Below are 18586 nucleotides of genomic sequence, written 5' to 3'. Positions count from 1 at the left end.
TAGACTCTAGATATGAACAGCATGTCTCACTGGTGGAACGCATGGATTTGCTTGCCCTTGCTGACTTCAATCTGGTCGCGCGGCATGGAGGGGTCGGCCGAGCCGCGCGCGCCGCCGGGCGGCCCAAGGCGACCTTGTCGCGCAGGGTCGTCGAGCTTGAGGCTAGCCTCGGCCTGCGCCTCTTCGAGCGTGGCGGGCGGACGCTGAAGCTCACCCAGGAGGGACGGGCGCTCCATGAGCGAACCGCCGCGTTGCTCACCGAACTCGACGAGACCGCGGCGGGGATTGCTTCCGGCGGGAGCACCCCCCGCGGATTGCTGCGGATCAGCGCGCCCTTGCTGTTCTCGCAGATCGCGATGGGAAGGCTGGCCGCCGAGTTCGCCATGAAATTCCCGGACGTCCGCCTGGAGGTGACGACGGAAGATCGAGCCGTCGACATGGTCGAGGAAGGCTACGATCTGGTGATCCGCGTGAATCCGGACCCGGACGAGACCCTCGTCGGGCGCGCCTTCATGCGTGATCGCCTGGTGGTCGTGGCCAGCCCCGATCTTGCCCGGCCCACGGACGGATCGGCCGTCCCCGCCATCGTGCGCGGGGCAGGGTCCGGAACCGAGGCCTGGAAGGTGGCGAACGCGACTGGGCGTTCGACCATCGTGGTCGATCCCGTCCTTGGTCTGTCATCGATGATCATGGTTCGCGATGCGGTTCGGGCTGGTGTCGGCGTCGCGCGACTTCCCGTCTCGCTGGTTGGTCCCGACTTGGCGGCGGGCCGCCTGTTGCACTGGGGTGACATCGACGGGCCAGAAATTGCCCTTTGGACGCTCTACCCGTCGCGGCGCCTGCTCAGCGCGCGGGTGTCGGCGTTCCTTGATCACCTCAAGTCCGCATTTCCCACGGGAGAGCCGGAAGAACTGGCCGCCTTTGTCCGAATTTGAGGGCGGCGAGGCGACATGCCTGCTTAGTAGGCCTGCCCATTGTGCTAGATGGGCGCTCATGACCTGAGAGCTACGGGCTGAAAGTCGTGTTGTTGGAATGCTCCGCGAGTCCGCTATTGGCGGCGTTGCCGACGGCCAGGCGTACTCGTAGTGATCGGCTTCGTCCGACAGCGGGCGCCAATTCGGTACCAAACTGCGAACGTCTAGCGCCGCCGGCTCCACGCCGCCGTTCGACGCCAGCGTCCGTAGCAATTCGATCTTGGATGTCTTTGAAAACAATGCGTTATAATGGTGCCGGTTACAGGAATCGAACCCGTGACCTTCGGTTTACAAAACCGCTGCTCTACCAGCTGAGCTAAACCGGCCAATCCGCTGCGCCGAGCGGGGCTTCTCCTTAGCCGCAACGATGGGCGGCGGGCAAGGGCGTCTCCAAGTTCTCCCTTGGAGGGGGACGATTTCCTATCGTCATTGCCGATGGGCCAAACCAAGCTAAGGTGCTCTCAAACAACTGTTCGGGGGCAGTGGATGCGGGTTCGGCTGACGATGGCGGCGGCGATGGCCGTCCTGACCCTGGCGGGCGGTCCCGCCTGGAGCGCCCCGAAGGCCGCGCCGGTCGCGATCCTGACGTCCGCCGAGCCCCAGGCCGTCGGCTTCTCGCCCGAACGCCTCAAGCGCCTGGACGCCTACATGCAGGGCCTGGTCGACCAGGGCCACCTGCCGGGCGCCACCACCCTGATCGCCCGCCACGGCAAGGTCGTCAGCTTCGAGACCTTCGGCCGGAAGGCGATCGGCGGCGCGCCGATGACCAAGGACACGGTCTTCCGGATCTATTCCCAGACCAAGCCGGTGACCGGCGTGGCGATGATGATCCTGTTCGAGGAGGGCAAGTGGCGCCTCGACGATCCGGTCACCAAGTTCGTGCCCGAATTCGCCGACCTGCGGGTCTACAAGGGCCAGAACCCGGACGGGACCTTCATCACCGAACCCGCCTCGCGGCCGCCGACCATGCGCGAGATCATGAGCCACACGGGCGGCTTCGCCTATGGTCTGCGCACCGACCAGCCGGTCGAGAAGGCCTATCGCGACAGCGGCCTGCTCAGCTCCAAGACCCCGCGGGCCTTCATCGACACCCTGTCCAAGCTGCCTCTGGCCAGCCAGCCGGGCACGGAGTGGCGCTACAGCGCCTCGGTCGACGTGCAGGGCTATATCGTCGAGAAGCTGTCGGGCCAGAGCCTGGCGGACTTCATGCAGAGCCGGATCTTCGGCCCGCTGAAGATGGTCGACACCGGCTTCTGGCTGCCGCCGGCCAAGACCGACCGCCTGGCTACGCTCTACGCGATCGACCCGAAGGCCAAGAAGCTGGTCGTGGCCGACAACTTCATGGTGCTGGACGTCAGCAAGCCGCCGCCGGTGGCCTCGGGCGGCGGCGGGCTGGTCTCGACCACCGCCGACTACGCCCGCTTCGCTCAGATGCTGCTGAACGGCGGCCAGTTGGACGGCGCGCGGATCCTGGCCCCGGGCACGATCGCGCTGATGGCCGGCAACCACCTGTCCGACCCCGTCATGGGCGCGCCGGGGGCGATGTTCTCGCCGGCCCGCGGACTGGGCTTCGGCCTCGACGTCGCGGTGGTCACCGACCCGGTCCGAGCGGGAACGTTGCAGGGCGAGGGGACCTATAGTTGGGGCGGGGCGGCCGGCACCTGGTTCTGGATCGACCCCAAGAACGACCTGTTCATGCTGGGAATGATCCACATCCTGGGCAAGGAGGCCGATCCGACCCTGGCCCGTATCGATCTGGACGCCGCCACCCTGGTCTACCAGGCCCTGGTCGATCCAACCAAGTAACCGCCCCGTTTTGGGCCAACGAAAACAGAAGCTTAGGGAGCGCCCCATGAAGGCCGCCGTCTATTACGAAACCGGTTCGCCGGACGTGTTCCGCTATGAGGACCTCGCCGATCCGGAATGCCACGCTGGCGGCGTGGTGATCCGCGTCGAGGCGGTCAGCATCGAGGGCGGCGACACCCTCAACCGCGGCGGCGGCCAGATGGCCGGCAGCCCGCACATCGTCGGCTACCAGGCGGCCGGCGAGATCGTCGAGGTCGGGGCCGAGGTCACGCACCTGAAGGTCGGCCAGAAGGTCGTCACCGTGAACGCCTTCGGCTCGCACGCGGCGCTGCGCGGCGTGCCGGCTCGCAACGCCTGGTCGATCCCCGACGGCTTCGACATCCGGCAAGCCTCCGCCATCCCGGTGCCGTTCGGTACGGCGCATGAGTGCCTGTTCGGGACCGGCCGCCTGAAGGCCGGCGAGACCGTGCTGGTCCAGGCCGGGGCCGGCGCGGTCGGCATCGCCGCCATCCAGCTGGCCAAGCGGGCCGGGGCGACGGTGCTGGCCACCGCCTCCAGCGACGAACGGCTGGAGAAGCTGAAGGCCTTCGGCCTCGACCACGGTATCAATTACGGCCGCGACGACGTGGTCGAGCAGGTCATGAAGCTGACCGGCGGCAAGGGCGTCGACCTGGTGGTCGATCCGGTCGGCGGCCAGACCTTGCAGGGCAGCATCCTGGCCCTGGGCTACCGCGGCCGCATCTCGCTGGTCGGCATGGCCGGACGCGAGCCGACCAAGGTGGACGTGTCGTCGCTGATGGGCGGCAACCGGTCGCTGTCGGGCGTGTTCCTGGGGGCCGAGATCATGACCGACCGCGTCCACGACATGATCCAGCAACTGATCGACGAGGCCGCGCGCGGCGAGCTTCAGGTGGTGATCGACCGGACCTTCCCGCTGTCGGAGGCCGCCGCCGCCCACGCCTATATCGAGAGCCGCCAGGCCGTCGGCCGGGTGCTGCTGATCCCCGAAGCGCCCGCCAAATGAGTAATCGCGTCCTGGCCCACACGGGCGCCAAGTACCCCATCGTCCAGGCCCCGATGGGCTGGATCGCCCGCTATCCCCTGGCCAGCGCCGTCTCAAGGGCCGGGGGATTGGGGATCATCGAGACCTCGTCCGGCGAGACCGAAAACTGCAAGGCCGAGATCCGCAAGATGGCCGACAGCGGCCTGCCGTTCGGGGTCAACCTGCCGATCCTGTTCCTCAAGGACGACGCCATGCTGCGTTTCGTCTGCGAGAGCGGCGTCAAGTTCGTCACCACCTCGGCCGGCAGCCCGGCCAAGTTCATCGGGCCGCTGAAGGACGCCGGGATCGTCGTCTACCACGCCGTGCCGACGGTCGACGCCGCCGTGAAATGCGCCGAGGCCGGGATCGACGGCCTGGTGGTCGAGGGGGCCGAGGGCGGGGGCTTCAAGAACCCCGAGGAGGTCTCGACCCTGGTCTTGCTGCAGGCCATCCGGGCCCGGGTCGACGTGCCGCTGATCGCGGCCGGCGGCATCTGCGATGGTCGCGGCATGGCCGCCGCCTTCGCCCTGGGGGCCGAGGCCGTGCAGATGGGCACCCGCTTCGTCAGCGCCGCCGAGAGCCCGGTGCACGACAACTACAAGGCCGCCATCACCGGCTCCAAGGAGACGGGCACCTGGATTCTCAACAAGAAGGCCAGCCCCTGTATCCGCGCCCTGAAGTCCGAACGCACGCGGGAAATCCATGAGGCCGGCCTGATGCCGCCAGACGCCCTCAAGGGCATTCTGGGCGTCTATTTCGGCGGCGACATGGAGGCGGCGCCCGCGCTCGCGGGGCAGACGGTCGGCCTGATCGACGAAGTGAAACCCGCCGCCCAGATCATCGACGAAACCGTCGCCGAATTCTTCGCCATCACCCAACGGCTCGGCGCGCTCAGCGCCGCCAGACACTTTTGAACCCACTTCTGAAAGACAAGGCCATGATGCAGAACCTGTTTTCCCTGAAGGGCCGCGTCGCCCTGGTCACCGGCGGCTCGCGCGGCATCGGCAAGATGATCGCCGAGGGCTTCCTCACCTACGGCGCCCGCCGGGTCTATGTGTCGGCCCGCAAGGCCGCCGCCTGCGACGCCGCCGCCGAGGAACTGTCGGCGATCGGCGAGTGCGTCTCGCTGCCGGCCGACGTCTCGACCCTGGAGGGGATCAACGGCCTGGTGGCGCGGATCGCCGAGCGCGAGGACAAGCTGGACATCCTGGTCAACAACGCCGGCGCCGCCTGGGGCGCGCCCTTCGACGAGTTCCCCGAGAGCGGCTGGGACAAGGTCGTCGACCTCAACATGAAGACCCCGTTCTTCCTGACCCAGGCCCTGATCGGCCACCTGCGCGCGGCCGGCAAGGACCACGTCGCCAAGGTCATCAACATCGCCTCGATCGATGGCCAGTCGGTGGCTGGCGAGGAGACCTATCCCTACGGCGCCAGCAAGGCTGGCCTGCTGCACATGACCAAGCGCATGGCCCTGCGCCTGGCGGGCGACAACATCGCCGTCAGCTGCATCGCGCCCGGCGCCTTCGCCTCGGACATGAACAAGGTGGCCCGCGACCACGCCGAGGCGGTGTCGCAGCGCATCCCGGCCGGCCGCATCGGCACGACCGAGGACATGGCCGGGACGGCGATCTTCCTGGCCTCGCGGGCCGGGGACTATGTGACGGGCTCGGCCGTGACCGTGGACGGCGGGGTGAGTTTCGCGCGGTAGGTCAGTGCGTCCTTCGAGGCCCGCTGCGCGGGCGCCTCAGGATGAGGAGCTTTGTTGCTCTGACTTCCTCATCCTGAGGTGCGAGGCGAAGCCGAGCCTCGAAGGACGCAAAGCGCCTAAGGCTTCCCCGGCGACGGGAAGCCCGCCAGTTCCGCCGGCTCGGCGTCGCTGAGTTCCACCCCGGCAGTGGTGGATCCGCCGCCGCCGACCGGCTTGGGCGGCCTCGCGCCGCGTTCGCGGGCCGACATCAGGGCCCAGCCGCCGGGCTTGAGGATCTCCAGCGGCGAGAAGCGGGCCTTGTAGGCCATCTTCTCGCTGCCCGGCACCCAGTAGCCCAGATAGACATAGGGCAGGTTGTTGATCTGGGCCTGGAGGATGTGGTCCAGGATGATGAACGAGCCCAGGCTGCGCTTGACCAGGGTGGGGTCGTAGAAGCTGTAGACCAGCGACAGGCCGTCGGCGAGGACGTCGACCAGCACGCAGGCGATCAGGTCGCCGGGGCCGCGGTCCTGCGAGCGCAGGCGGTATTCGATCAGGTGGGTGCGGACCGCCGTGTCCTCGACCATGGCCACGTAGTCAGGCCAGGTCATCTCGGCCATGCCGCCGTCGGCGTGGCGGGTCAGCAGGTAGCGGCGCAGCAGCTCGAACTGCTCCAGCGTGGCCTCGGCCTCGACCAGGTGGCGCTCCAGGTCGGTGTTGCGGACCAGGGCCCGGCGCTCGGAGCGCGAAAATACGTAGTCGCCGGCCGGGGCGCGGGCCGACTGGCAGGCGCGGCAGGTCTCGCAGGCGGGGCGGTAGGCGATGTTCTGCGAGCGGCGGAAGCCGACCTGGGTCAGGCTGTCATTGACCGTGGGGCCGTCGGACAGCGGCAAGTGGGCGAAGACCTTCCGCTCCTCGCGGCCGGGCAGGTAGGGGCAAGGCGTGGGCGCCGTCAGGAAGAACCGCAGCTGTCGCGTCGGAAAATGCTGCGTCACGGAAAGCGCCTGTTCCCTCTAGTGGTTCGGCCAGCCGATCCTGGCCGATAGCCGATTAGGGGGCATCCGCGCCGCTTGCGCAAGCCATGCCGGCGAGGTCAGCGGCATCGCGTCACAGGCTCCCGTCAAAGGCCATCGGGCAGCACGGGCTTTTCGCGCAGCAGCACGATCGAGATGCGCCGGTTGCCGGCCAGGGTGGGATCGTCCGCGTACAGCGGCTCGGAATTGGCCTTGCCCGACACCTGGTAGATGCGGTCCTCGTCGACGCCGGCCCCGCGCAGGATCTGGCGCGAGGCGTCGGCGCGCCCGGCCGACAGGGCCCAGTCCGAGTCGGCCCGCTTGCCGGCGGCGCTGGCGCTGGTGTGGCCCGAGATGGTGATGCGGTTGGGCAGCTGGTTGATGATCTTGGAGATGGCGCGCAGCAGGATGCGGGCCCGGTCGTTCGGCTCGCGCGAGTTCTCCTTGAACATCGAGCGGCCGTCCTGGTCGATCAGCTGGATGCGCAGGCCCTCGGGGGTCTGGTCGATCATGATCTGCTTGGACAGTTCGGCCAGCTCCGGCATTTCCTGCAGCGACTGGCGCAGCGACTGGGCGGCCGAGGCGAAGCTGTCCTGCTCCTTCTTGGCCAGGGCGTCGCGCAGAGCCTGCTCGCTGGCCGAGTCGAGGCTGGCGGTGGTCGAGCTCTGGCCGTCCTTGCTGGTTTCCGTCGGGGCCTCGGGGGCCATCTGCTGGACGACCGACATCTTGCCGTCGGCCTTGGCGCCGTCGTCGCCCAGCGACGTGCCGCCGAGAATGCCGCCCGAACCGCTGGTGGTCTGCGAGATCGAGGCCGGCGCGAAATAGTCGGCGATGCCCTGTTTCTGCTCGGGGCTGGTGACGTTCAGCAGCCACATCAGCAGGAAGAAGGCCATCATCGCGGTCACGAAGTCGGCATAGGCCACCTTCCAGGCGCCGCCGTGGTGACCCCCGCCGACGACCTTCTTGACCTTCTTGATGACGATCGGCTGTTCGCCGCTGACGGCCATTGTGCTTAAGCCTGCTTAACCCTGTTCCCCGGAACCTGGGGCCTGGACGTTAAAATGCCGTTGCGATCGCGGCCGCGAAGGGCGATGTCGCGGGGAAGGGCGCAGGCCATGTGAGGAGTTCGACCATGAAGACGGCGTTTATCGGCCTGGGCGTGATGGGCTTTCCGATGGCCGGCCACCTGAAGGCGGCCGGCCACGACGTCACGGTCTTCAACCGCAGTCCGGAAAAGGCCGCGCGCTGGGTCGAAAAGCATGGCGGCGGCGCCAGGCCGACCATCGCCGAGGCGGTGGCGGGCGCGGAACTGGTGGTGCTGTGCGTCGGCAATGACGATGACGTCCGCGACGTCGTGGCGCAGGCTCTGCCGGCGATAGCGGCGGGCGGGGTGATCGTCGACCACACCACCACCTCGGCCACCGTGGCCCGCGAGATGGACGCGGCGGCGCGCGCCGCCGGCCGGTGGTTCATCGACGCCCCGGTGTCGGGCGGTCAGGCGGGGGCCGAGAACGGCCAGCTGACGATCATGGCCGGCGGCGACGAGGCCGCCTACGCCCGGGTCGAGCCGGTGCTGGACGCCTACGCCAAGGCCATCCGCCACATGGGACCGTCGGGCGCGGGCCAATTGACCAAGATGTGCAACCAGATCGCCATCGCCGGGGTCGTGCAGGGCGTCGCCGAGGCCCTGCACTTCGCCAAGCGCGCCGGCCTGCCGACCGACGACGTGCTGGCGGCGATCTCCAAGGGCGCCGCCCAGTCGTGGCAGATGGAGAACCGCTGGAAGACCATGTCGGAGGGCAAGTTCGACTTCGGCTTCGCGGTCGACTGGATGCGCAAGGACCTCGGCATCGCCCTGGGCGAGGCGGCCGTCAACGGCGCCCGGCTGGAGACCACGGCTCTGATCGACGGCTTCTACCAGGAGGTCCAGGCGATGGGCGGCCAGCGGTGGGACACCTCCAGCCTGGTGGCGCGGCTAGAGAAGTAGGGGTAGGCGCCATGACGTACCACCCCACGGTCGGCCGGATCCGGGCTGGTGTGATGAGCTTAAAACCCTCTCCCATGGGGAGAGGGAGGGACCCAAGCGAAGCTTGGGAGGGTGAGGGGTTTTGACGCCTAACGGCGTGCCGGTAGGGCGTTGAGGAAAACGGTGAGGGTGTAATCCCTCACCTTCCCACCGCTACGCGGCGGGCCCCTCCCTCTCCCGCTGGGAGAGGGTTTCTCGAACACTACTCCACCTCGTCCAGATACGTCTTCACCCGCCCGAACAGGTCCTCGAACATCGGCGTTGTCAGCCGCCCGGTGTTGGTGTTCAGCCGCGAGCAGTGATAGCTGTTGAACACCCGGTACGGCCCGGCCTGGAACTCCGAGCCGTGGCCGGGGATGCCCGCCGAGGCCTTCAGGCCCAGGGCCTTCAGCAGGTTCCGTCGCGAGACGTCGCCCAGGGTGACAATGGCCTTCAGCTTGGGGAACATTTCCAGCCGTGCGGTCAGGAAGGGGCGGCAGTTGTTCTCTTCCGAGGTCTCGGGCTTGTTGCCGGGCGGGGCGCAGCGCACGGCGTTGGTCACCGCGCTGCCGACCAGTTTCAGGCTGTCGTCGGGCCGGGCTTCGAACTTGCCGGTGGCGAAGCCGTACTTGATCAGGGTGTCGTAGAGCAGGGTCCCGGCATAGTCGCCGGTGAACGGCCGGCCGGTGCGGTTGGCCCCCTTGCGGCCCGGAGCCAGGCCGACGACCAGCAGCCGGGCGTCCCTGTCGCCGAACGACGGGGCGGGGCCGTTGAACCAGTCGGGATAGAGGTCCTGGTTCTCGCGACGATAGGCCACCAGCCGCGGGCACAGCGGGCAGTCGCGCGGCGGCTCGGCGCGTGAGGGCACGACCTCGCCGGGGATGTTGGAGTGCTGGGCCATCCTAGTCTTCGTCGTCCATGTCGCGGTCTGGCATGTCGCGTTCCGACGATCGCGCCGGCTCGGTGACGAAGCGGGGCAGGGGATTGCCGCGCTGCGGGCGGCCGATGATGGCGCCCAGGTCGGCCAGGTCGACGAAGTTGTCGGCCTGGCGGCGCAGGTCGTCGCTGGTCATCGGCGGCTGGCTCTTCATGGTGGAGACCACGGTGACGCGGCGGCCCTTGCGCTGCACGGCCTCGACCAGGGCGCGGAAGTCGCCGTCGCCGGAGAACAGCACCAGGTGATCGACCGTGGCGGCCATCTCCAGCATGTCGACGGCGATCTCGACGTCCATGTCGCCGCGCCAGCGCTTGCGGCCCTGGCTGTCGGTGAATTCGCGGGCCGGCTTGGTCACCAGGGTGAAGCCGTTGTAGTCGAGCCAGTCGACCAGCGGCCGGATCGGGGAATACTCCTCGTTTTCGGCGATGGCGGTGTAGTAATAGGCCCGCACCAGCACGCCGCGCTTGCGGAACTCGTCCAGCAGCTTGCGGTAGTCGATGTCGAGGTTCAGGGCCTTGGCGGCGGAGAAGAAATTGGCCCCGTCGATGAACAGCGCCAGGCGCTCGGTCGGATAGAAGGTCACTGGGTCGGAATTCCTTGAAAAATCAGTTCGATCAAAATTGGCTGGATGACGTGACGGTGGTGGCGCTGGGCTGCAGCCTGGCGGGAGCTTACCCGAGTCGCGAGGCTCTGTTGGACGCCGCAGTCGAGGCCCTGGCGTCCGAGGGGCTGAAGGTCGCGGCCTGCTCCTCGTGGTGGACCTCGGCCGCCTGGCCCGACCCGACCGCGCCAGCCTATCTCAACGGCGTGGCCCTGGTCGAGACGACGCTGGCGGCGGACGCGGCGCTGGCGGCGCTGCATCGCATCGAGGCCCGCTTCGACCGCCGGCGCGGCCAGCCCAACGCCCCCCGCACCCTGGACCTCGACCTGGTCGCCCACGGCCGGACGGTGCTCAAGGGCGAGGTGGTCGTGCCCCATCCCCGCGCGCGGGAGCGGCTGTTCGTGATGGGCCCGCTGGCGGAGATCGCGCCGGGTTGGCGGCATCCGGTCGGCGGACGAACGGCTGGCGAGCTGGCGACGGAAGCGACGGTCGGGACGGACGCCGCGCCAGAGTTGGGGACACCCACCCACCGCTAACACGACGGCAGGATCGCAGGACGCTCTGGGGTGAGCGTGTGTCCCCGGTCGTCCGTCAACATTGCCAAACTTTAATTCGCGGCCCGCCGGCCTCGGCTCAATAGTCCGCCCAAACTTCGCGTTGAGCGTCGTCGCGCCGCCCGGCGCGCGCGCCTTGGGGAATTTTCTCGCATGTCCTTCACACGTTCGCTGCTCGCCTGCGCCGCCGCCTGCGCGTTGCTCTCCGCCGCTCCGCCGTTCGTTTCGGCCGCCTTCGCCGGCGACAAGAGCGGCGTCGACCAGACCAGCTTCGACAAGGCCGTCGCCCCGGGCGCCGACTTCTGGACCTACGCCAATGGCGAATGGGTCAAGGCCCATCCGATCCCGGCCGACCGCAACAGCTACGGCAAGAGCGCGGTGATGGTCGAGGAGGCCGCCAAGCGGACGGTCGACCTGATCCAGACCGCGGCGAAAGCTGGCGGCGCGGGCGACGGCCAGAAGGTCGGCGACTACTACGCCAGCTACATGGACGAGGCGGGCATCGAGGCCAAGGGGACGGCGCCGCTGAAGGCTGGCCTGGCCCGCATCGCCGCGATCAAGGACAAGACGGCCCTGGCCGGCGTGCTGGGCGGCAACCTGCGGGCCGATGTCGACGCCCTCAATTCCACCGATTTCTACACCGACAACGTCCTGGGCCTGTGGGCCTCGCCGGCCTTCGACGACACGACCAAGTACGCGCCGTTCCTGCTGCAGGGCGGGTTGGGCATGCCCGACCGCCAGTACTATGTGGGCGACAGCGCCTCGATGCAGGAGGCCCGGACCAAGTACCAGGCTCACATCGCCAAGATCCTGACCCTGGGCGGGATCGCCGACGCCGAGGCCAAGGCCGCGCGGATCATGGCCCTGGAGACCAGGCTCGCCCAGGCCTCGGGCAGCCGCGCCGACAGCGCCGACGTCCAGAAGGCCAACAACAGCTGGACCCCGGCCGACTTCGCCGCGAAGGCGCCTGGGCTGGACTGGAAGGCCTTCTTCGCCGCCGCCGGCCTGTCCGACCAGCCGCGCTTCATCGTCTGGCACCCGACCATGGTCACGGGTCTGGGCAAGGTCGCCGCCGACGAGAGCCTCGACACCTGGAAGGACTATCTGACCTTCCACCTGCTGGACCACTACAGCAACCTGCTGCCCAAGGCTTTTGTCGACGAGCGCTTCGCCTTCTACGGCACGGCCCTGCAGGGCACGCCGCAGCTGGCCGCCCGCTGGAAGCGCGGGGTCAATTCGACCAACGCCGTGCTCGGCGACGCGGTCGGCCAGCTCTATGTCGCCAAATACTTCCCGGCCCAGTCGAAGGCCGAGGTCTCGGCCATGGTCGACACCATGAAGGTCGCCTTCGAAAAGCGCATCGACAGCCTGGACTGGATGGCGCCCGAGACCAAGGCCGAGGCCCATCGCAAGGTCGACGTGCTGAAGGTCGGCGTCGGCTATCCCGACAAGTGGCGCGACTATTCGGGGCTGAAGGTCGTGCGCGGCGACGCTCTGGGCAATTTCCAGCGCTCGGAGGTCTTCGACTACCAGACCACCCTGGCCAAGCTGGGCAAGGCGGTCGACCGCGGCGAGTGGGTGATGACGCCCCAGACCGTCAACGCCGTGAACCTGCCGATGCTGAACGGCCTGAACTTCCCGGCCGCCATCCTGCAGGCCCCCAACTTCGACGCCAGCTATGACGCCGCCGCCAACTACGGGGCGACCGGCGCCACCATCGGCCATGAGATCAGCCACAGCTTCGACGACCAAGGCGCGCAGTTCGACTCGCAGGGCCGTCTGCGCAACTGGTGGACGCCGTCCGACTTCGACCACTTCCAGAAGGCGGGCACGGCCCTGGCCCTGCAGTTCGACGGTTACAAGCCGTTCCCCGACCTGGCCGTGAACGGCAAGCAGACCCTCAGCGAGAACATCGCCGACGTCGCCGGCCTGGCGGCGGCGCTGGACGCCTACCACGCCTCGCTGGGCGGCAAGCCGGCGCCGGTGATCGACGGCCTGACCGGCGACCAGCGGTTCTTCCTGGCCTACGCCCAGAGCTGGCTGACCTATGCGCGGCCGGCGGCCCTGCGCCAGGCCCTGGTCACCGACGGCCACGCCCCGGCCCAGTACCGGGCCCTGACGGTGCGCAACCTCGACGCCTGGTACGCCGCCTTCCAGATCAAGCCCGGCGACCCGCTGTACCTGTCGCCCGAGCAGCGCGTGAAGGTCTGGTAGGTCCCGCCTTCAAGCTCGTCGTCCCGGGCCGCGCGCCCGGGACCGTTCGTCCGCCGTCCGAGGATCATTGATGGCTGCAATCGAGGTCGATCCGGCGCGGGTCCATGAGTTCGTGGACGCCGACGCCTTCTACGCCTGGCTCGCGCGCCATCATGACCAGGAGAGCGAGGTCTGGATCAAGATGCACAAGGTCGCATCGGGTCTGCCCTCGATCACCTGGGCGCAGGCGGTGGGCGTGGTGCTGTGCTGGGGGTGGATCGACGGGGTGCGCAAGGGCTTCGACGACAAGAGCTTCCTGCAGCGCTACACGCCGCGCGGCAAGAAGAGCATCTGGAGCCAGATCAATGTCGACAACGTCGCCCGCCTGATCGCCGAGGGCCGGATGACCGAGCATGGCCTGCGCGAGGTCGAGGCGGCCAAGGCCGACGGACGGTGGGGCCGGGCCTACGGCAGCGGCAAGGACATGAAGATCCCCGACGACCTCCAGGCGGCGATCGACGCCAGCCCGGCGGCCAAGGCGATGCTGGAGCGGCTGTCCGCCCAGAACCGCTTCGCCCTGGCCTTCCGCACCCACAACATGAAGACGGAAGCCGGACGCAGGAAGAAGATCGAGACGTTCGTCGCCATGCTCGAACGCGGCGAGACGATCCATCCGCAGGGGAGGCGGTAGGGACTCGGCGACCGGGGACGCGCACTCACGGCACGCGCTCCACGCATGTGGCTGAGGCCGTTGCGTGAGAGCATGTCCCCGACCGCTAGCACCTCGGCGGCGCCCTACTTCTTCTCGAAAGCCGCGCTGATATTGATGGTCGTGGCGTCGCTGATGACGGGAACCCACTTGGCGATTCCGAATTCCGAGCGGTTGATCTGGCCTTGGGCTTTGAAGCCGATGGTGAAGACCTTGGAAAACTGATTGGGCCCCGCGCCGGTGAAGGTGGCGTCGAGCACGATTGGCTTCGTGACGCCATGCAAGGTCAGGTCGCCAGCGACCTTGGCCGTCGTCGGTCCCGTGCGGCTCACCGAGGTCGAGACGAAACGCATTTCGGGATACTTCGCCGCATCGAAGAATGTCGAGGACACGAGCTGAGTGTCGAGGTCCTTGTTGGTCGTAGACACCGTGGCGATCGGCACGGCGACGTCGAGCTTGGCGCCATCGAGCGACTTTGGATCGATCACCAGCGTCCCCTTGGCGCCGGGAAAGGTGCCCCAGAACTCGTTGATGCCCATGTGGATGGTCCCGTAGCGGACCAGCGTCTCCTTCGAGTCGATCGTGTAGGTCCCCGCCGGCGCCTCATCGGGATTGAAGAGCGCCTGGGCGCGAGCCGGATCGATGGCGGCGGCTATCGTCAGAGCGGCCGCGAGGCAAGGCAGCATTCGGGTCATTCAGGGGTCTCCCAGGTGAGGTGCGTCTCAGTCAAAGGCGCGGTCGCGCCACGGCGCCGGCCGTTCACCGCGGCGCTTGGCCAAGGTGCCGACCACCGTTGCGGAGGTCCTGAATGGTCTCCTGAAAAGCTCTGAAAACTTCGGTTGAGGAAGATCGGCCGTTGCGATTTTCGCCCTTGGCCCTTGACGTCTCCCGCGTTCGCGAGACCTTCGCACGTCCCGCCTGCGGCTCTCAGGCCTGTTCAGATTCCGGAGATTCCGCAGAGACATGAGCCCCTTTCCTGGATCCGCCTTCCGCGTCGGCGCCTGGTCGGTCGATCCCAAATCCGGCCAGATCGCTCGCGACGGCGAGCGCTTGCGCGTCGACGATCGGTCAATGCGACTCCTCGTCTGCCTCGCCGAGCACGCCGGGCGGACGGTCACCATCGACCATCTCCTCGACGAAGTCTGGGCGGGCGCCGTGGTATCCCAGGACTCCGTCTACCAGGCGGTCACGTCGCTCCGCCGCCTGCTCGGGGACAATCGCAAAGAGCCGGCCTACATCGCCACCGTGCCACGCCAGGGTTACCGCCTGGTGGCCTCCGTCGCGACGGACGTCGGGCCCGCGGCTTCCGCGCCGATGGCGTCGCCGCCATCGCGGCGCCGGCTCGGGCTGCTTGCGGGTTGCGCCGCGGCCGCGGCCGCGGCCGTGGCGCTGGGGTTTGTCGTCCTGAGCCACGGCGCCGCCGGCGATGCCCCCTCGTCACCGTCGCCCGCCGTTCCACGGCAGCCCACACGGGCCGTGGCTGTCCTTCCGTTCCTCGACCTCACCAGCCAGGCCATGAACGAGGAGTATTTCGCCGATGGCATGACCGAGGAACTGATCACGCGCTTGAGCCATATGGAGGGTTTGCGGGTGACCGCGCCCACGGACTCCTTCGCGCTGAAGGGCAAGAAGATGACGGTCGCCGAGACGGCGAAGGTGCTGAACGTCGACTATGTGGTCGACGGCAGCTTGCGCAAATCTGGAGACACGCTGCGGGTCTCGGCGCGCGTCGTGCGCGCGGCCGATGGTGTCGTGGTCTGGTCGCAGAGCTATGATCGCTCGTCGCGCGATCTCCTGAAGGCGCAGGACGACGTCGCCGGAGATGTGACCGAGGCCATTCGACGATGCTGCCAGGGCTAGCTCTACCCGTCGCGGAAGAGCTCCAGCACACATTGCGGGCCATGATCCAGCCGAGGAGGCGGGACGTGCTCTCATGGCAAGGACTCGAAAATCGAATTCCAAGACTGGGGGTGAGTGCGTGTCCCCAATTGCATCCATGGCCTTGAAAGCAACGCAGCAAATCCGTGGGGACACGCACTCACTGCAAGCACGGTGCGCATGCGGCTGAGGCTCTGGCGTGAGTGCATGTCCCCCTTGGCTCACCCCCTGAAAGGAGCCGACCAGCCTGGAGCCTGATCTCCAAGGCGGACGCCGAGACTCCCAGCGGTCGCTCAAAGCCCGCGCCGGTTCCGTCCCGCTGGACTTCTCCCCGCGAACGCGGCATAAGCGCCCCCTCGCGAAAGCTGGGACTCCACCTCTGCGGCGTTGCACAACGCCGCGTGGAACCCTATTTTGCGATAACCAAGGCTCACAGCCCGAGGAATTCATGGCCCGCGTCACCGTCGAAGATTGCGTCGAGAAGGTTCCCAACCGCTTCGCTCTGGTCCTGCTGTCCGCCCATCGGGCGCGCGGCATCTCGGCCGGCGCCTCGCTGCTCGTCGATCGCGACAACGACAAGAACCCCGTCGTCGCCCTGCGCGAGATCGCCGACGACGTGGTCGATCACGAGGGCCTCAAGGAACAGCTGATCACCACGCTGCAGCGCGTGGACGAGCACACCGAAGCCGAGGAAGAGGCCGAAACCCTCGCCCTGCTGGCCGATCCCACCCACATGCAGATGAGCGAACTCGAGCTGGTTCGCGCCCTGCAGAGCGACCGCGACGGCGGTCAGGAGGAGCGGTACTGAGCCCCGACGGCGCAGACCCTCTCATTCTCGAAGCGGCGCCCGCCGCCGCTCCTTCCGAACGCGCGCCCGAAGCTTCTCCATCTCTTGGGGGGGAATCGGGCGCGTCTTCGTCTGTGGTCCCCGTCGAGCCCGCCGCGGCTCCGGTTGCGACCCCGGCCGCCAAGCCCCGCCAGAAGTTCCTTCGCCAGTACGAGTTGATCGAGCGCGTCCACGCCTACGATCCGACGGCCGACGAGGCCCTGCTGAACCGCGCCTATGTCTACGCCATGCGCATGCACGGCTCGCAGACCCGGGCCAGCGGCGACCCCTACTACGCCCACCCGATCGAGGTGGCCGGCATCCTCACCGAATATCGCCTCGACACCGCGACCATCGTCACGGCGCTGCTGCACGACGTGATCGAGGACACCCCGGTCACCAAGGAGGAGATCGCGGGCCTGTTCGGCGAGGAGATCGCCGAGCTGGTCGAGGGCGTCACCAAGCTGTCGAAGCTGGAGCTGCAGGCCGAGCACTCGCGCCAGGCCGAGAACCTGCGCAAGTTCATCCTGGCCATCTCCAAGGACGTCCGCGTCCTGCTGGTCAAGCTGGCCGACCGTCTGCACAACATGCGGACGCTGCATTTCATCAAGAGCGAGGCCAAGCGCGAGCGGATCGCTCGCGAGACGCGCGACATCTACGCGCCCCTGGCCCGCAACATCGGCTGCCACCGCATCTGCACCGAGCTGGAGGAGCTGTCGTTCGAGCACACCAATCCGGTGGCCCGCAACGCGATCATCCGCCGGCTCGACACCCTGCGCGCCGAGCAGGGCGGGGCCGTCGCCCTGGTCAGCCAGGAGATCGCCGCGCGGCTGGAATCGGCCGACGTGCCGGCCCGGGTGTTCGGCCGCGAAAAGTCGCCCTATTCGATCTGGCGCAAGCTGCAGAGGAAATCGATCGGCTTCTCGCAGATGTCCGACATCTACGCCTTCCGGGTGATCGTCGACAGCGAGGAGGACTGCTACCGCGCGCTGGGCGTCGTCCACCGCGCCTGGTCCAGCGTGCCCGACCGCTTCAAGGATTTCATCTCGACCCCCAAGCGCAACAACTACCGCTCGCTGCACACCACGGTGGTGGGGCCGCGCGGCATGCGCATCGAGATGCAGATCCGCACCGAGGCCATGGACCGGGTCAACGAGGAGGGCGTGGCCGCCCACTTCCGCTACAAGGACGCCTCCTACGGCCTGGACCTGGAAGGCATGGAGGCGGCCGGCGGCCGCGATCCGCTGGCCAACCTGCGCCAGCTGGTCCAGGTGCTGGAACACGGCGGCGACGCCGAGGAACTGGTCGAGCACGCCAAGCTGGAGATGTTCCTCGACCAGGTGTTCGTGTTCACGCCCAAGGGCAAGCTGGTCAGCCTGCCGCGCGGCGCCATGCCGCTGGACTTCGCCTACGCCGTCCACACCAGCGTCGGCGACACCTGCATCGGCGTGAAGATCAACGGCGAGCTGAAGCCCCTGCGCACCGGCCTCAACAACGGCGACGTGGTCGAGGTGATCCGCGGCTCCAAGCCGGTGGTGCCGCCGGACTGGCGTTCGCTGACGGTGACCGGCCGGGCGCGCTCGGCCATCCGCCGCCACATCCGCCAGACCGAGAAGGAAGAGTTCCTGCGCCTGGGCAAGGCCTCGGTGGAGCAGGTGTTCGAGCGGGCCGGCAAGAAGCTGAAGGACGTGTCGCTGCGGCCGATCCTGGAGCGCTACGCCCTGGACACCGAGGACGCCCTGTTCGACGCCGTCGGACGCGGCCGGGTGTCGCCCAGCCAGGTGCTGGAGACGGCCTTCCCAGGCATGAAGGACACCGACGTGGCCGTGGCCACGGCGCGGCGCAAGATCGAGGGCGGCAAGGGCGCGCGGCTCTATGTGCGCGGCGGCGGCCTGACCCCCGGCGTCTCGCTGCACTTCGCCCACTGCTGCAGCCCGGTGCCGGGCGACCGCATCGTCGGCATCCTGCGCGAGGACGGTGAAGGGCTCGACGTCCACACCATCGACTGCCCGAAACTGGCCGAATACGAGGACCGCGAGGACCTCTGGCGCGACCTCAACTGGACGCCCGAGGCCGAGCGCGAGACGGTGTCCCTGGCCCGCCTGCACGCCACCATCGGCAATGCGCCGGGCGTGCTGGGCCAGGTCTGCACGATCATCGGCGAGGCTGGCGGCAACATCGTCAATCTGCGCATGCACCATCGGCAGAGCGACTTCTTCGACGTCGACATCGATGTGGAAGTGCGCGACGCCAAGCACCTGACCAACATCTCGGCGGCGCTGCGGACCTGTCCGACCGTCGAGACGGTGGACCGGACGCGGGGCTAGGGTGGCAGAGCTTGACGCTGCGGATCTCGCCCTG

At 68.1% G+C, this 18586-nt stretch carries 17 protein-coding genes and 1 tRNA gene; 12 read left to right on the top strand and 6 right to left on the bottom strand.

Annotated elements, in window-relative coordinates; translation table 11 throughout:
* Positions 1-41: 41 nt before the first annotated feature.
* Positions 42-935 (top strand): LysR family transcriptional regulator, encoded by an 894-nt coding sequence (locus tag ASD79_RS18750; protein ID WP_056724444.1) that lies wholly within the window; start codon positions 42-44, stop codon positions 933-935.
* 289 nt (positions 936-1224) lie between these two features.
* Here ASD79_RS18750 and ASD79_RS18745 read toward each other — a convergent pair.
* Positions 1225-1300 (bottom strand) — tRNA-Thr (locus tag ASD79_RS18745).
* 160 nt (positions 1301-1460) lie between these two features.
* Between ASD79_RS18745 and ASD79_RS18740 the strand changes: the two genes are divergently transcribed.
* The 4 genes from ASD79_RS18740 to ASD79_RS18725 are packed head-to-tail and all read left to right on the top strand — an operon-like array spanning position 1461 to position 5530.
* Positions 1461-2780 carry a serine hydrolase gene (locus ASD79_RS18740; protein WP_056724442.1) on the top strand — a complete coding sequence of 440 codons (1320 nt, stop codon included), beginning with the start codon at positions 1461-1463 and terminating at the stop codon, positions 2778-2780.
* A gap of 46 nt (positions 2781-2826) precedes the next feature.
* Positions 2827-3804 (top strand): zinc-binding alcohol dehydrogenase family protein, encoded by a 978-nt coding sequence (locus tag ASD79_RS18735; protein ID WP_056724440.1) that lies wholly within the window; start codon positions 2827-2829, stop codon positions 3802-3804.
* The gene (locus tag ASD79_RS18730) at positions 3801-4736 is read left to right on the top strand and encodes a nitronate monooxygenase family protein (protein ID WP_056724438.1); all 936 of its coding nucleotides are present in this window, start codon (positions 3801-3803) and stop codon (positions 4734-4736) included. The genes ASD79_RS18735 and ASD79_RS18730 overlap by 4 nt, the downstream gene beginning before the upstream one ends.
* A gap of 26 nt (positions 4737-4762) precedes the next feature.
* Positions 4763-5530, top strand: a complete 768-nt coding sequence (locus ASD79_RS18725; RefSeq protein WP_056724758.1) for an SDR family oxidoreductase — start codon at positions 4763-4765, stop codon at positions 5528-5530.
* Between the two features lie 116 nt (positions 5531-5646).
* On the opposite strand, the gene ASD79_RS18720 is transcribed toward ASD79_RS18725, so the two are convergent.
* Together ASD79_RS18720 and ASD79_RS18715 are read right to left on the bottom strand one after the other, a co-directional pair.
* Positions 5647-6504 carry an arginyltransferase gene (locus tag ASD79_RS18720; RefSeq protein ID WP_056724436.1) on the bottom strand — a complete coding sequence of 286 codons (858 nt, stop codon included), beginning with the start codon at positions 6502-6504 and terminating at the stop codon, positions 5647-5649.
* A 125-nt stretch (positions 6505-6629) separates the two neighbouring features.
* On the bottom strand, positions 6630-7529 hold the full coding sequence (locus ASD79_RS18715) for a flagellar motor protein MotB (RefSeq protein ID WP_056724435.1): 900 nt from the start codon (positions 7527-7529) through the stop codon (positions 6630-6632).
* Positions 7530-7654: 125 nt separating this feature from the next.
* On the opposite strand from ASD79_RS18715, the gene ASD79_RS18710 reads away from it, so the two are divergent.
* Positions 7655-8509 carry an NAD(P)-dependent oxidoreductase gene (locus tag ASD79_RS18710; RefSeq protein WP_056724433.1) on the top strand — a complete coding sequence of 285 codons (855 nt, stop codon included), beginning with the start codon at positions 7655-7657 and terminating at the stop codon, positions 8507-8509.
* Between the two features lie 241 nt (positions 8510-8750).
* On the opposite strand, the gene ASD79_RS18705 is transcribed toward ASD79_RS18710, so the two are convergent.
* Both ASD79_RS18705 and ASD79_RS18700 read right to left on the bottom strand, forming a co-directional pair.
* Positions 8751-9428, bottom strand: a complete 678-nt coding sequence (locus ASD79_RS18705; protein ID WP_056724431.1) for a uracil-DNA glycosylase — start codon at positions 9426-9428, stop codon at positions 8751-8753.
* A gap of 1 nt (position 9429) precedes the next feature.
* Complete coding sequence (locus ASD79_RS18700) at positions 9430-10047, bottom strand: NYN domain-containing protein (RefSeq protein WP_056724429.1); 618 nt, start codon at positions 10045-10047, stop codon at positions 9430-9432.
* Positions 10048-10103: 56 nt separating this feature from the next.
* On the opposite strand from ASD79_RS18700, the gene folK reads away from it, so the two are divergent.
* From folK to ASD79_RS18685, 3 genes are all read left to right on the top strand, one after another.
* Positions 10104-10601 carry a 2-amino-4-hydroxy-6-hydroxymethyldihydropteridine diphosphokinase gene (gene folK / locus ASD79_RS18695; protein ID WP_082585037.1) on the top strand — a complete coding sequence of 166 codons (498 nt, stop codon included), beginning with the start codon at positions 10104-10106 and terminating at the stop codon, positions 10599-10601.
* A gap of 171 nt (positions 10602-10772) precedes the next feature.
* Positions 10773-12833, top strand: coding sequence for a M13 family metallopeptidase (locus tag ASD79_RS18690; protein ID WP_056724426.1), 2061 nt, complete (start codon positions 10773-10775; stop codon positions 12831-12833).
* 70 nt (positions 12834-12903) lie between these two features.
* Positions 12904-13503, top strand: coding sequence for a YdeI family protein (locus tag ASD79_RS18685; RefSeq protein ID WP_056724424.1), 600 nt, complete (start codon positions 12904-12906; stop codon positions 13501-13503).
* Between the two features lie 104 nt (positions 13504-13607).
* On the opposite strand, the gene ASD79_RS18680 is transcribed toward ASD79_RS18685, so the two are convergent.
* Complete coding sequence (locus tag ASD79_RS18680) at positions 13608-14216, bottom strand: YceI family protein (protein WP_056724422.1); 609 nt, start codon at positions 14214-14216, stop codon at positions 13608-13610.
* Between the two features lie 268 nt (positions 14217-14484).
* On the opposite strand from ASD79_RS18680, the gene ASD79_RS18675 reads away from it, so the two are divergent.
* The 3 genes from ASD79_RS18675 to ASD79_RS18665 all read left to right on the top strand — a co-directional run bounded on the left by ASD79_RS18675 (position 14485) and on the right by ASD79_RS18665 (position 18552).
* Positions 14485-15381: a FlgO family outer membrane protein gene (locus tag ASD79_RS18675; RefSeq protein ID WP_056724420.1), complete on the top strand. Its 897-nt coding sequence runs from the start codon at positions 14485-14487 to the stop codon at positions 15379-15381.
* A gap of 466 nt (positions 15382-15847) precedes the next feature.
* Positions 15848-16207, top strand: coding sequence for a DNA-directed RNA polymerase subunit omega (rpoZ, locus tag ASD79_RS18670; protein WP_007671240.1), 360 nt, complete (start codon positions 15848-15850; stop codon positions 16205-16207).
* Between the two features lie 113 nt (positions 16208-16320).
* Complete coding sequence (locus ASD79_RS18665; protein WP_056724418.1) at positions 16321-18552, top strand: bifunctional (p)ppGpp synthetase/guanosine-3',5'-bis(diphosphate) 3'-pyrophosphohydrolase; 2232 nt, start codon at positions 16321-16323, stop codon at positions 18550-18552.
* The last annotated feature ends 34 nt before the right edge of the window (positions 18553-18586 follow it).

The organism is Caulobacter sp. Root655, assembly GCF_001427665.1.
Lineage (GTDB): Bacteria > Pseudomonadota > Alphaproteobacteria > Caulobacterales > Caulobacteraceae > Caulobacter.
This window is presented reverse-complemented; position numbering and strand designations above follow the sequence as displayed.